Source organism: Janthinobacterium sp. 344 (assembly GCF_900112025.1).
In the GTDB taxonomy this organism is placed as follows: domain Bacteria; phylum Pseudomonadota; class Gammaproteobacteria; order Burkholderiales; family Burkholderiaceae_D; genus Janthinobacterium.
This window is the reverse complement of sequence record NZ_FOKL01000003.1, coordinates 322,112-335,578: the sequence shown is the minus strand read 5'-3', so window position 1 is coordinate 335,578 and position 13,467 is coordinate 322,112. Positions and strand designations below refer to the sequence as shown.

Sequence of the window (13,467 nt, the reverse complement as noted above, 5' to 3'; positions counted from 1 at the left end):
GCGCGGCCGGCAAGGCGGCGCGGGCGTATGCGCTGCCTTACAGCTGGCGCGCCTCGAAGGTATTGCACTGGCTGATCTGGCCGCTTTCGATGCCCTTGCTGAACCAGCGCACGCGCTGTTCCGACGTGCCGTGGGTAAACGAGTCGGGCACGACATGGCCTTGCGCCTGGCGCTGCAGCGCATCGTCGCCGATGGCCGTGGCCGCTTTGAGCGCCGCTTCCACGTCGCCTTGTTCGAGGATCTTGCGGTCCTGGTTCGCGTGGAAGGCCCACACGCCGGCGAAGCAGTCGGCCTGCAGTTCCAGGCGCACGGACATGGCGTTGGCTTGCCGCTCCGACTGCGTGCGGCGCGCGTTGTCGACCTTCTCGGACAAGCCCAGCAGGTTTTGCACGTGGTGGCCCACTTCATGGGCGATCACGTACGCTTCGGCAAATTCACCCGAGACCTTGAAGCGCTGCTGCATCAGGTTAAAGAAATCGAGGTCCAGATAGACTTTCTGGTCGCCGGGGCAATAGAAGGGCCCGCTGGCACTCTGGCCCGTGCCGCAAGCCGTCGGCGTGCTGCCCGAATACAGCACCAGCTTGGGCTTTACATAGGTGCCGCCTTCCGCCTTGAACAGGGCACTCCACGTATCTTCCGTGTCGGCCAATACCGTTTTCACGAAGCGGGCCATCTCATCGGACTCGGGCGGCTGGCGCGCCGGCGACTGGCTTTGCTGGGTGCTCACCTGGCCGCCGCCACCGCCGCTGAGCAGATTGAGCAGGGTCAGGGGATTGACGCCCAGCACGTATGATCCCACCAGTGCGATGACGATGGTGCCGATGCCGATCGAGCGCCCGCCAAAACCGAAGCCGCCGCCCCCGCCGCCACCGCTTTCACCACGGCGGTCTTCCACATTGTCGCTTTCGCGGTTGCCATCCCATTTCATGATATTTACTCCTGCTGCAATGATTTTATTGATGCCGCACACGACGCTGCGGCTGTTTTTGTAACTACATGTTGTGATTATCTCAGCAAACGTGCTTGCACAGCGTCCTGTTGCAGGGCTTTTTTCAGGTAGGGCGCCGTGCGGCTGGCGCGGTTTTTCGCCACCTGCGCCGGCGTGCCGCTGGCCACGACGGCGCCGCCGTCAGCCCCCGCGCCGGGGCCGATATCGATGACCCAGTCGCTGGCGGCCAGCACCCGCATGTCGTGCTCGACGGCGATGACGGTATTGCCGCCAGCCACCAGGGTATCGAGCTGGGCGACCAGCCGGTCGATGTCGGCCGGGTGCAGGCCCGTCGTGGGCTCGTCGAGGATGTACAGGGTGTCGCCGCGCTGCGGCCGCTGCAATTCGGTGGCCAGCTTGACCCGCTGCGCTTCGCCGCCCGACAGTTCGGTGGCCGACTGGCCCAGCCGCAAATAGCCGAGGCCCACTTCCGCCAGCACGGACAGGGGGCGCTCCAGTGCCGCTTCGCCCGCGAAGAAGGCCAGCGCCGCATCGACCGTCAGTTGCAGCACTTGCGCGATATTCTTGCCCCGGTAGTCGACTGTCAGGGTTTCCGCGTTGTAGCGCGTGCCATGGCAGGCGGGGCAGGGCGTGTAGACGCTGGGCAAGAACAGCAGTTCCACCATGACTTGTCCCTCGCCTTCGCAGGTGGCGCAGCGCCCCTTGCTGACGTTGAAGGAAAAGCGTCCCGCGTCGAAATGCCGGCGTCTTGCGGCCGGCGTGGCGGCAAACAGCTTGCGCACATGGTCGAACAGGCCCGTGTAGGTCGCCAGGTTGGAGCGCGGCGTGCGGCCGATGGCTTTCTGGTCCACCGTCACCAGGCGGCCGATGGCGTCCAGGCCGCCCGCGATACGCCCGCCCGTGGGCGCGGCCATCTGTGCCAGCGGCGAGTCGTCTGCGTCGCCCGCCGCCATGTCCTGGCCCAAGGCGGCCGCCACCAGTTCCACCAGCGCCTGGCTGACGAGGGTGGACTTGCCCGAGCCGGAGACGCCCGATACGCTGCACAGCACGCCCAGGGGGAAGCGCGCATCGAGGCCGCGCAGGTTGTTGCGCGTCACGCCGGCCACTTCCAGCCAGCCGGCGGGCGCGCGGGGCGCGCGCCGCTGCGCCGCATCCTGGCCAAACAGGTAGCGCCGCGTCTGTGACGCTGCCACGGCGCGCAGCCCGGCGGGCGGCCCGCTGTAGAGGATATGCCCGCCATGTTCGCCCGCCTGCGGGCCCACGTCGACGATCCAGTCCGCCTTGGCGATCACGTCCAGGTCGTGTTCGACGACAAACAGCGAATTGCCCGATGCCTTCAGGCGCGCCAGCGCGCGCAGCAGCGCCTGCGTATCGGCTGGATGCAGGCCCGCCGACGGCTCGTCGAGCACGTAGACGACGCCAAACAGGTTCGAGCGCACCTGCGTGGCCAGGCGCAGGCGCTGCAATTCGCCCGGTGACAGCGTGGGCGTGCCGCGCTCCAGGCTCAGGTAGCCGAGGCCCAGGTCCAGCAGCACCTGCAGGCGGCCCGCCAGGTCGTGCGCGATGCGCTGCGCGACGATGGCTTTTTCCGGATGTTTCTTGCCGTCGCGCAGCGTGGCCTTGCCGGCCGCGTAGGGGGCCATCAGTGCCGCCAGCGCTGCCAGGCTCAGGCGCGACATGTCGGCGATATCGAGGCCGGCAAAGCGCACGGACAGCGACTCCTGCCGCAGGCGCTTGCCGTGGCACACGGAACAGTCCGCACCCAGCATGTAGCGGGCCACGCGCTTTTTCATTTGCGCGCTGGGACTGTTGGCGAAGGTTTGCAATACATACTTGCGCGCGCCCGTAAACGTGCCCATGTAGCTGGGCGGCAGCCCGGCCTTGAGCGCGGCGCGCGTTTGCTTCGGCGTCAGGCCCGCATACACGGGCACCACGGGCTGCTCGTCGGTAAACAGGATCCAGTCGCGCAGGTCCTGCGGCAGCTCGCGCCATGGCGTATCGACGTCATGGCCCAGGGAGGTGAGGATGTCGCGCAAGTTCTGGCCATGCCAGGCCGTCGGCCAGGCGGCGATGGCCCGCTCGCGGATGCTCAGGCTGTCGTCGGGCACCATCGAGCGTTCGGTGACGGCATACACGCGGCCCAGGCCATGGCAGGCGGGACAGGCGCCTTCGGCGGTATTCGGCGAGAACGATTCCGCGTACAGCAGCGGCTGGCCCCGGGGATAGTCGCCGGCGCGCGAATACAGCATGCGCAGCAGGTTGGCGACGGTGGTGACGCTGCCGACGGACGAGCGCGTGGTGGACGCGCCGCGCTGCTGCTGCAAGGCCACGGCGGGCGGCAAGCCGTCGATGCGGTCCACCTCGGGCACGGCCATCTGGTGGAACAGGCGGCGCGCATACGGCGAGACGGACTCCAGGTAGCGCCGCTGCGCCTCCGCGTACAGCGTGCCGAAGGCCAGCGAGGATTTGCCCGAGCCGGACACGCCCGTGAAGACCACCAGCGCATCGCGCGGGATATCCACGTCCACATTCTTGAGGTTGTGTTCGCGCGCGCCACGCACGCTGACATGGCCGGCCAGGGGCGCGGCGGAAGATCGTTGTCGGGGCATGGAAGGGCCTCATCGCTGTAAAAGACCAGTGTGGCGGCTGCCTGCAAGTGCGTCCGTACTCCCACGCACAGAAGCGCATTGTAGATGGGAAAGAAAACATTGTAAAATCAGCTATCTTTGACGGAGCCGCGCCATGACCGACCTTCCCAGCCCCACACCCGCCGCCATCGTCCAGGCCCAGCTCGACGCCTACAATGCCCACGATGTGCCCGCCTTGCTGGCCATCTACGCGGACGATGCGCAGCAGTTCCAGCATCCCGACACCTTGCTGGCCACGGGCGGCGCGCAGATCGGCCCCCGTTTCACGGCCCGTTTCGCCGCCAGCAAGCCACGGGCGCAGTTGCTCAACCGCATCGCTTGCGGCAAGCTGGTGATCGACCATGAAATCGTCCACGGCGAGACGGACGACGGCGTGTCGGCGCAGGAACTGGTGGCGACCTATGAGGTGGAGCAGGGCCGCATCGGCCGCGCCTGGTTCAGCTTTGGCCCGCTGACGGCCCTGCGCGTGGCGCTGCCGGCCGACGTGGACGCCATGAATGCGCTGATCGCCCGCTCCGGCGTGCAGCTCAGCGCGGGATTTTATACGCCGGAACAGGCCGAGGCCGTGACGCGCCACGTGTTCGGCGTCGATACGCAGCTGGTGGCGGACCAGACGTATTTCGTCATCGAGCGCGATGGCGCCATGCTGGCCTGTGGCGGCTGGAGCCGCCGCGCCACCCTGTACGGCGCGGACCGCGCCAAGAGCGGGCCGGACCCGCTGCTCGACCCGGCTAGCCAGGCGGGACGCATCCGCGCCTTCTTTGTCGAGCCAGGCGCCGCGCGCCAGGGGCTGGGCAGCATGCTGATGCGCCATTGCGAACGCCAGGCGCGCGCCGCCGGTTTCAGCGCACTGGAACTGGCGGCCACCTTGCCCGGCGTGCCGCTGTACCGGGCCAGCGGTTTTGCCGTCACGCAGGAGTTTCACCTCGACTTGCCGGGTGACATCCAGTTGCCGCTGGCGCGCATGCACAAGCGGCTGTAGGGCAGCCTACCAGGGCAGCGGCGCCTTTTCTCCATTGGCATGCTCGCCGTAGTACAGCGACGGCAAAAAGCGCGACAAATAGGTAAATTCGCTGTAGCAATGGCGCAGCAAATTCAGGCCCAGCACGTCGGGCACGTCGCGCACGGGATCCGCGCTATTGCGCCCGAGCAGGAAGCGGCTGCGCAGCACGCAACCGGTGGGCGTATCGCGCGTCAGGTGCAGCATTTCGCCATCGAGCGGGTCGCCGTGCGCGTCGAGCACCACGTGCTCGCCGAAGCCGATGCGCGCGCAGATGGCCGCCGACAGCGCGCCGCTGTCGCGCGCCTGCTGCAGCTGCAGCGGGTCGAAGACTTCCTTTGGATCATGGAACTTCAGCTTGGCTTTCACGGGTGGAATATCGCCCAAGGACTCCACCGCCTCGATCGAGGCACCGTAATAACTCTCTCCCTTTTTCCACGCGCTGTTCCAGCCGTGATGGGCCACATGGTCGTGCGGATGCCACCATTTGATGTGCTGCGTCGTCTCGAAAAACGTGAACCACCAGTCCAGCATGCGCCCGCTGCAGCCATGCAGTTCCGTGCGTGCCGCCACCAGCAGGCAGCCGTCGGGCAGGCGCGTGATGCCCGTCTCCAGGTGCAGCGGAAACGGCGCCAGCAGGTCGCCCGTGCGGGCTATGCTCCAGGGGTGGTCGTGCGCGGTTGTATCAGCCATGTCGTTCTCCTTTGTTTGGGTGGGACAATTATATATTAAAGAAACGTATTGCGTTTCCCAAATATGTTTCAGTGTAAAATCGCCCATCGATCATTTTGGAGCGGGCATGCAGGAAGCGGACAGCAAGACCACGCGGGGACGGGGCCGCCCGGCGCGCCCGCCCGAAGAGGCGCGCGACGCGGCCGTGCAGGCGGCCACGTGGCTGCTGCTGCACGAAGGTTATGCGGCCACGACCATGGAAGCCGTGGCGCGCCATGCGGGCATGGCCAAGAAATCGCTGTATCAGTATGCGGCCAACCGCGAGGAGCTGGTGGCGCTGGTGGTGCGCGGCTGGACGGATGCGTTCCTGCCCGCCATGGCGCACGATGCGGCTACGCCGGGCGAGGTCCTGCCGCTGTTGAAGGAGATCTTGCAGGCGATGGCGGCGCGCGTGCTGACGGCCGACGCCGTGGGCCTGTTCCGCCTGCTGTGCACGGAATTTCCCGCGCGCGCCGATTTGCTCGCCGTGTACCAGCGCAACGGCATCGAGCGGGGCACGGCCCTGCTGGCCGACTGGTTGCAGCGCCAGGGCGCGCGCGGCCATCTGCTGCTGCAGGATGGGCACGATGGGCATGATGGGCATGAAATGGCCGGCTTGCTGCTGGCCATGGTGATCGCCGAACCGCTGCGGCAGATGGCGCTGGGCTTGCTGGCGCCCGTGCCCGCCTGGGATGCGGCGCCGCGCATCGATGCCGCGCTGCGATTGCTGGGTGGCCAGTCGTTCAAGGTCGCTGGTGCTTCAGCGCTTCGCGGTAGCTGAGCGGCGATAGTTGCTGGCGGTGTGCGCCGGCAAACGCCGCCACGGCTGCGGGTGCGTGGCGCGCGTAATCGCGCAGGGCCCAGCCGATGGCCTTGCGGATGAAAAACTCGTCTTCGTGGGCCAGCGCCAGCGCCGCGCCGAACAGCCAGCCGGCATCCGTGTCGGCGCGCCAGCCCAGCTGGTGCAGCATGGCGATGCGGCGCAGCCAGAAGTCTGCGTGGCGCAAGGTGCCATCCATGTGCGCATGGCCATCGCCGCCGCGCTGGTGCTCCGCTTGCAGCACCTCGCCCACGATGCCGGCCATGCCGTCGACGCTGTCCCACCACGCGCGCTGGCGCGCCAGTGCCAGCAGGGCGGGAAGGTGTTCGACGCCCAGTTGCCGCCGGTGCAGGGCCAGCATGTCGAGCGCCACATGCTGGTATTCGCGCTCGGGCTGCTGCCACAGCAGTTGCGCATGTTTCAGCAGCACCTCGGCCCCCACGCCTTGCAAGCCCGCCAGCAAGCCCCTGGCGGCCAGCCGCCGCTGCGGCGCCGCCACGCCCAGGAACACGAACTGGCCGCGCATGTAGGCCTGCATGGGCCCGGCACGAGCCGGGTCGGCGGCCGCTTTCAGCGCGATTTTTAATTCTTGATGTAGATTCATGGCATCTCGCTTTCCTTCAGGCGTAAAAAAAGCGCTCACAGGGAGCGCTTTTTCATGCTGATCCAATATTATTGAATCTTGGCCTTCTTCAGCAATTCATCGCGGTAGGCGGCGAGTTTTTTCTGTTGCAGCGACTCAGCCACTTGACCCTTGACTTCTTCCAGTGCCGGCAGCTTCGTCGGACGGGTTTCTTCCAGCTTGATCACGTGGTAGCCGAATTGCGTTTGCACGGGCGTTTGCGTGATCTGGCCTGGTTTCAGGGCCACCATGGCGTCGGAGAATGGCTTCACGTACGAAGCGGGGCTAGCCCAGTCCAGGTCGCCGCCATTGGCTGCGGAACCGTCTTTCGATACTTTGGCCAGCTCTTCGAACTTGGCGCCGCCTTTCAGCTTGGCGATGATGTCTTTCGCTTCCGCTTCGGTGGCCACCAGGATGTGGCGTGCATGGTATTCCTTGTCGCCCGCTTGCGCCTTGAACTTGTCGTATTCGGCCTTGATTTCAGCGTCCTTGACGGGGTTCTTCTTCACGTAGTCGGCCAGCAGGGCGTTGATGATGATGCTTTGACGGGCATTGTCGATCTGCGACTTGACTTCCGGACGCGTACCGTAGCCTTGCTTGTCGGCTTCCTGGATCAGCACTTCGCGGCCGATCAGGTCTTTCTTGATGGCTTCGCGCAGTTGCGGCGAATCGGCTTGCTTGCCTTGGGCGACGACTTGCTTGACGACCTGGTCGACGCGCGACGATGGGATGGCCTTGCCATTCACGGTGGCGACGTTTTGCGCGAACGCAGGGATCGCAACGACGGCGACCAGGGCTAAGATCAGGCGGGCTGGCTTCAAAATCATGTTCATTCCTAATAAATATACTAAAAATCGAGATGCGCGACTGTCGCGCAGTGCGCATTCAGGCGCAGAATACACGACCGGCGCCGAAAAGGGCGCCGGGGAGGTCGGTTCTTATTGAACTTTCGCTTTTTTGATCATTTCTTCCTGATACGCTTGCAGTTTCTTTTGCTGCAGCGCTTCGGCGATCTGTGGCTTGACTTCTTCCAGGGTCGGCAGTTTTGCCGCGCGGGTGTCGTCCAGCTTGATCACGTGGAAACCGTTAGGCGTTTGCACCGGGGTCTCCGTGACTTGCCCTTTTTGCAGTTTCACGAAGGCGTCCGAGAACACTTTCGGGAAGGACGACGGGGCTGCCCAGTCCAGGTCGCCGCCATTGTCGGCCGAACCGGCATCTTTCGATTGCTTGGCCAGATCTTCGAACTTGGCGCCGCCTTTCAGCTTGGCGATGATGTCTTTCGCTTCGGCTTCGGTGGCCACCAGGATGTGGCGTACATGGTATTCCTTGTCGCCCGACTGCGCCACGAAGCGGTCGTATTCCGCCTTGATTTCAGCGTCGGTGACGGGATTCTTTTTCAGGTAGTCGCCGACCAGGGCGTTGATGACGATGGCCTGGCGTGCGTTCTCGATTTGCTGCTTGACGGCTGCATCTTTACCGAAACCTTTGTTTTCCGCTTCTTGCATCAGCACTTCACGGCCGATCAGGTCCTTCTTGATCATTTCGCGCAGTTGCGGCGAATCCGGTTGCTGGCCTTGGGCGACGACTTGCTTGACGACTGCATCAACGCGCGACGATGGAATAGGCTTGCCATTAACAACAGCAACATTTTGCGCAAAAACAGGTACCGCGACAACGGCGAGTAGTGCGATCAGCAAGCGGGCTGGCTTAAAAGTCATTATTAAATCCTGTTAGGGAAAGTTTCGTAAAAAACGCATGGGTAGAAATGCATGCCAAAGCGCAAGTTGCCGCGTACCCAAGTGGTCCGGGTACGCCAAAAACGCCATCCTTACACTACTTCGGACGGCGCCAATGCAACAATCGCCAATGCATGTATCTCATTATGCATCATATCGTGCACGGAATCATACACCAGACGATGGCGCATGACGAGTCTGAGGCCCTCAAATCGGCTAGAAATAATGCGTAGATTGTAATGGCCTCCGCCCGAGGCGGCGCCCGCGTGGCCCCGGTGGCGCGCCGAGTCGTCTTCCAGCACGCATTCCACTGGGGAAAGTGCCGTTTCCAGGCGCGCACGGATGCGCTCCATGCGCGTTGCCGGCGTGGCGGTTTGGTCGGTATGCATCATGCGTCTTCCTTGATATGTTTGGCCAGGAACAGGGTTTGCGCCACGATGAAGGCAAAGAAGATGCCTGTCGCGCCAAACGCCTTGAAACTGACCCAGGCCGCCATGTCGCCCTTGTACAGCACGAAGGCGACGAACAGGTTCAGCGCGCCGATGGCGCCGAAGAAGATGATCCACGCGGCCAGCAGCTGGTTCCAGACGGCATCAGGCAATTGCACTTGCGCTTCCATGGTCTTGCGGATCAGGTTTTTCTTGAAGCCCACGTGGGCGATCAAGAGGGCCAGGCCGGACAGCCAGTAGATCAGGGTCGGCTTCCACTTCAGGAAGAAATCGTCATGCAGGTAGATGCTGGCGCCGCCGAACACGACAAAGATGAACAGCGACAGCCACAGCATGCCATCGACCTTGCGCCCGCGCAGCAGCAGATAGCTGACCTGGCAGGCGGTGGCGACGATGCCGACCAGGGTGGCGAGGATCCACGGCGCCTGGTCAGCCTTGATCAGGCCGCCAGACACGAAGCCGGACAGGTATTGCTGCACGAAATCGTGCGTGGCCGCTTCATACATGCCGCCCAGTTTGAAGGCGGCGAAGAAGGCGATCAGGGGGAAGAGGTCGAATAGAAATTTCATGGCGAGACTTTACACGGGTCTTGTTAAATTCATCTTAGGAATGGCTTAGGAGCAAGGAGTTCGCACGCCATCCCGGTGTCTCACGGTTGCGGATCGAAGCGCAAGGATGCCGAATTGATGCAATAGCGCAAGCCGGTCGGCGGCGGGCCGTCCGGGAAGACGTGGCCCAGGTGGGCGTCGCAGACGGCGCAGACGATTTCCGTGCGCAGCATGCCGTGGCTGCGGTCGACAATTTCCGTCACGTTGGCCGGGTCGAGCGCCTGGAAATAGCTGGGCCAGCCGCAGCCCGAGTCGAACTTGGTGTCCGACGCGAACAGGGGCGTGTTGCAGCAGACGCAGGTGTAGATGCCGTGTTCATGGTGGTCCCAGAACTTGCCCGTGAAGGCCCGTTCCGTGGCCGCGTGGCGCGTGACTTCGTATTGCATGGAATCGAGCATGGCGCGCCATTCGGCGTCGGTTTTCTTGACTTTATTCGTGGTCATAATGACTCCTTAGGATGAGCAGCTGACTTCAAGGTGGCTGGCCCAGTCGGGCGGCAGGGCCGCATAGTGCTGGTGTTCGGGCTGTTCGTCAAATGGCTTTTGCAAAATCTCCAGCAAGGTCGCCACTTCCGTGTAGTCCTGCCGCTGGGCTTTCTCGATGGCCACTTGCGCCAGGTAGTTGCGCAGCACGTATTTCGGGTTGACCCCGTTCATGGCCGCTTGCCGCTCGGCATCGACACTGTTTTCCAGCAGCAGGCGCGCGCGGTACTGCGCCGCCCACGCATCGAAGGCGGGGCGGTCGATGAACAGGTCGCGCAGGGCCGTGTCGTGTTCCGGCGCCGCCACTTGCAGGGTAGACAGGGCGCGGAAGAAATTTGTGAAATCCACGTGATTGGCTTGCATCAGCGCAAACATGCTGTCGAACAGCGCCGTATCGTCGTCCTGGCTCGTCTGCAAGCCCAGCTTGGCGCGCAGCAAGCTGTTCATCTTCTCCGCGAACGCCGGCTGGTAGCTGTCCAGCGCCGCCTGCGCCAGCGCCACTTCGCCGATCAGCGGCAGCAGCGCCTGGCCCAGCGCGTAGCAATTCCAGTGACCCACCTGGGGCTGGTTGGCGTAGGAGTAGCGGCCCTGCTGGTCCGTGTGGTTGCAGATGTGCTCGGCGTCGAACGCTTCCATGAAGCCGAAGGGACCGTAATCGAGCGTCAGGCCGAGGATGGACATATTGTCCGTGTTCATGACGCCATGCATGAAGCCGACGGCTTGCCATTGCGCGATCATGTGCGCCGTGCGCACGCAAACCTCGGCCAGCAAGGCTTGATATGGATTTGCTGCGGCGCGCAAATCGGGATAAAAACCGTCGATGACGTAGTCGGCGAGGATTTTCAGCTCGTCCGGCTTCTTGCGGTAAAACCAGTGCTCGAAGGAACCGAAGCGCACAAACGTGGGCGCCATGCGTGTGACGACGGCCGCCGTTTCCACCGTTTCGCGCATGATGCCCTGTTGCGACCCCATGATGGCCAGCGCGCGCGAGGTGGGGATGCCGAGCGCCGCCATGGCTTCCGAACACAGGAATTCGCGGATGGACGAGCGCAGCACGGCGCGGCCATCGCCCATGCGCGAATACGGCGTGGCGCCGGCGCCTTTCAATTGCAGCTCCATCGGACCGCTTGCCGTGGCGATATCGCCCAGCAGGATGGCGCGGCCGTCGCCCAGCTGGCCGGCCCAGACGCCGAACTGGTGGCCCGAATACACGGCGGACAGGGGCGTGGAGCGCTCGGCCACGGCATTGCCGCTCAGTAGCGCGACATAATCGGCATCGCGCAGGCGCGCCGGATCGAGGCCCACCAGGGCCGCGGCTGGCGCGCTGGCCGCCACGAAATACGGCGCGGGCAGGGGCGTGGGCATCAAGCGCGTGTAGAACGCGGGCGGCAAGGCCGCAAATGCATTGTCCAGTGGTAAGGTATGAGCGGTAATGGCAATTCCATTCAAGAAGAGGTGCCGGCAGGAAAGGGAAGACAGGCGCCAGCCAAAAGACGATTTTACCGCACAGCGCCAGGGCGTGCGTCGGGTGCCCCGGAGGCTGCCGTGGCGGTGGCTGGCAGGCGCAAAAACGGAATCAAAAATTCCATGCTGCGCCGCAATATCGAAATGCGTTGACGATTTCCGCACGACCGTACGAAACTAGTTCATCTTAGTTAAAACTCAAGAAGAAAGGCGGGCCATTCCCGGCCACGTCCCATTCGTTTACCAGGAGACACGATGTCGGCATTTCCCATGAGTCCAGTGATGGGCCAGATGATGAACCAGCCTCTGCTGATTTCCAGCATTATCGAGTTTGCAGCGCGTCATTATGGCAGTGGCGAGATCGTCTCGCGGCGGGTGGAAGGCGATCTGCACCGCTACACCTACCGCGAATGCCACCAGCGCACGCGGCGCCTGGCGAACGCGCTGCACGGCCTCGGCGTCGGCATGGGCGACCGGGTCGCCACCCTGGCCTGGAATGGCTATCGCCACCTGGAAGCCTATTACGCCGTGTCCGGCTCGGGCGCCGTCCTGCATACGATCAATCCGCGCTTGTTCCCGGAACAGATCGCCTACATCTCCAACCATGCGCAAGACCAGGTGCTGTTGTTCGACCTGACCTTTTTGCCCGTGGTGGAAAAGATCGCCGCCGACTGCACTTTCGTGCGTCATTTCGTGCTGATGTGCGACCGCGAGCGCATGCCCGCCAGCAGCACGATCCCCGACCTGCTGTGCTATGAAGACCTGATCGCCACGCATTCGGACGAGTACGCATGGCCCGTGTTCGATGAAAACTCGGCCGCCGCCCTGTGCTATACGTCGGGCACGACGGGCAATCCGAAGGGCGCGCTGTACTCGCACCGCTCGACGGTGCTGCACGCCTACGCGTCGGCCATGCCCAGCGCCCTGAACGTGCGCGCCACGGACACGGTCCTGCCCGTCGTGCCCATGTTCCACGTGAATGCCTGGGGCTTGCCGTATTCCGTGCTGCTGTCGGGCGCGCGCATGGTATTCCCCGGCGCGGCGCTCGATGGCAAGTCGCTGTATGAACTGTTCGAATCGGAAAAGGTGACGTTCTCGGCCGGCGTGCCCACCGTCTGGCTGGGCCTGCTGAACTACGCCTTGCAGAACGATCTGAAATTTTCCACCTTCCGCCGCACGGTGATCGGCGGTGCGGCATGCCCGCCCGCCATGATGGATACCCTGATCGACAAGTTCGACGTGGAAGTCATCCACGGCTGGGGCATGACGGAAATGTCGCCGCTGGGCACCACGGGCGGCTTGCAGACCAAGCATCTGGCCATGAGCAAGGAAGCCCAGCGCGACATCCTGCACAAGCAGGGCCATGCCATCTACGGCGTGGACATGAAGATCGTCGATGACGACGGCAAGGAATTGCCCTGGGATGGCGTCGCCTATGGCCACCTGCTGGTGAAAGGGCCGTGGATCATTTCCTCGTACTACAAGAACGAGGGCGGCGACGCGCTGCAGGACGGCTGGTTCCCCACGGGCGACGTGGCCACCATCGATGAAGACGGCTACATGCAGATCACGGACCGCAGCAAGGACGTGATCAAGTCGGGCGGCGAGTGGATCGGCACCATCGACCTGGAAAACCTGGCCATGGCCCACCCGGCCGTGCTGCAGGCGGCCTGCATCGGCGTGTTCCACCCGAAATGGGACGAGCGGCCCGTGCTGGTGGTGGTGTTGCGCCCCGGCATGGAGGTCACGCGCGAAGCGCTGCTGCACTTCTTCGAGGGCAAGATCGCCAAATGGTGGACGCCCGACGACGTGCTCTTCATCGATGCCTTGCCCATGGGCGCAACGGGCAAGATCCAGAAGAACAAGCTGCGCGAGCAGTTCAAGGGGCACAAGCTGCCGGGGCTGTGAGGCATCAGCGCGCCTGATCAAGCCGGCAGCAAGGGCAGGGGGCGGCCCATCAGCTCACCCCGCAGCGAGG

The 13,467-nt window shown here is 63.9% G+C and carries 13 protein-coding genes; 3 read left to right on the top strand and 10 right to left on the bottom strand.

What is annotated here, in order from left to right:
* Positions 1-37: 37 nt before the first annotated feature.
* Both BM193_RS11115 and BM193_RS11110 read right to left on the bottom strand, forming a co-directional pair.
* Entirely contained in the window at positions 38-928 is an 891-nt protein-coding gene (locus BM193_RS11115) for a KPN_02809 family neutral zinc metallopeptidase (protein WP_092797785.1), read from the bottom strand.
* Positions 929-1,005: 77 nt separating this feature from the next.
* Positions 1,006-3,558, bottom strand: a complete 2,553-nt coding sequence (locus BM193_RS11110) for an excinuclease ABC subunit UvrA (protein ID WP_092797784.1) — start codon at positions 3,556-3,558, stop codon at positions 1,006-1,008.
* A gap of 133 nt (positions 3,559-3,691) precedes the next feature.
* On the opposite strand from BM193_RS11110, the gene BM193_RS11105 reads away from it, so the two are divergent.
* Complete coding sequence (locus tag BM193_RS11105; protein ID WP_092797783.1) at positions 3,692-4,579, top strand: GNAT family N-acetyltransferase; 888 nt, start codon at positions 3,692-3,694, stop codon at positions 4,577-4,579.
* A gap of 6 nt (positions 4,580-4,585) precedes the next feature.
* Here BM193_RS11105 and BM193_RS11100 read toward each other — a convergent pair whose 3' ends face one another.
* On the bottom strand, positions 4,586-5,290 hold the full coding sequence (locus tag BM193_RS11100; protein WP_092797782.1) for a DAPG hydrolase family protein: 705 nt from the start codon (positions 5,288-5,290) through the stop codon (positions 4,586-4,588).
* 106 nt (positions 5,291-5,396) lie between these two features.
* Between BM193_RS11100 and BM193_RS11095 the strand changes: the two genes are divergently transcribed.
* Positions 5,397-6,089 carry a TetR/AcrR family transcriptional regulator gene (locus tag BM193_RS11095; protein WP_092797781.1) on the top strand — a complete coding sequence of 231 codons (693 nt, stop codon included), beginning with the start codon at positions 5,397-5,399 and terminating at the stop codon, positions 6,087-6,089.
* On the opposite strand, the gene BM193_RS11090 is transcribed toward BM193_RS11095, so the two are convergent.
* The 7 genes from BM193_RS11090 to BM193_RS11060 form a co-directional block, all read right to left on the bottom strand.
* A complete protein-coding gene (locus BM193_RS11090; protein WP_092797780.1) occupies positions 6,052-6,732 on the bottom strand; it encodes a DNA alkylation repair protein in 681 nt (226 codons plus the stop codon). The two genes, BM193_RS11095 and BM193_RS11090, sit on opposite strands and share 38 nt — an antisense overlap.
* Positions 6,733-6,800: 68 nt before the next feature.
* Complete coding sequence (locus tag BM193_RS11085; RefSeq protein WP_092797779.1) at positions 6,801-7,577, bottom strand: peptidylprolyl isomerase; 777 nt, start codon at positions 7,575-7,577, stop codon at positions 6,801-6,803.
* A gap of 111 nt (positions 7,578-7,688) precedes the next feature.
* The gene (locus tag BM193_RS11080; protein WP_092797778.1) at positions 7,689-8,468 is read right to left on the bottom strand and encodes a peptidylprolyl isomerase; all 780 of its coding nucleotides are present in this window, start codon (positions 8,466-8,468) and stop codon (positions 7,689-7,691) included.
* A 110-nt stretch (positions 8,469-8,578) separates the two neighbouring features.
* Positions 8,579-8,875 carry a BolA family protein gene (locus tag BM193_RS11075; RefSeq protein WP_092798060.1) on the bottom strand — a complete coding sequence of 99 codons (297 nt, stop codon included), beginning with the start codon at positions 8,873-8,875 and terminating at the stop codon, positions 8,579-8,581.
* Positions 8,875-9,504 (bottom strand): septation protein A, encoded by a 630-nt coding sequence (locus tag BM193_RS11070; protein ID WP_046682773.1) that lies wholly within the window; start codon positions 9,502-9,504, stop codon positions 8,875-8,877. Before BM193_RS11070 ends, BM193_RS11075 begins: the two co-directional genes overlap by 1 nt.
* An 80-nt stretch (positions 9,505-9,584) precedes the next feature.
* On the bottom strand, positions 9,585-9,986 hold the full coding sequence (gene msrB, locus BM193_RS11065; RefSeq protein WP_034784618.1) for a peptide-methionine (R)-S-oxide reductase MsrB: 402 nt from the start codon (positions 9,984-9,986) through the stop codon (positions 9,585-9,587).
* Between the two features lie 9 nt (positions 9,987-9,995).
* Complete coding sequence (locus tag BM193_RS11060; protein WP_092798059.1) at positions 9,996-11,438, bottom strand: protein adenylyltransferase SelO; 1,443 nt, start codon at positions 11,436-11,438, stop codon at positions 9,996-9,998.
* Between the two features lie 306 nt (positions 11,439-11,744).
* Here BM193_RS11060 and BM193_RS11055 point away from each other — a divergent pair, with 306 nt between their 5' ends.
* Positions 11,745-13,397 carry a 3-(methylthio)propionyl-CoA ligase gene (locus BM193_RS11055; protein ID WP_092797777.1) on the top strand — a complete coding sequence of 551 codons (1,653 nt, stop codon included), beginning with the start codon at positions 11,745-11,747 and terminating at the stop codon, positions 13,395-13,397.
* Positions 13,398-13,467 lie beyond the last annotated feature (70 nt).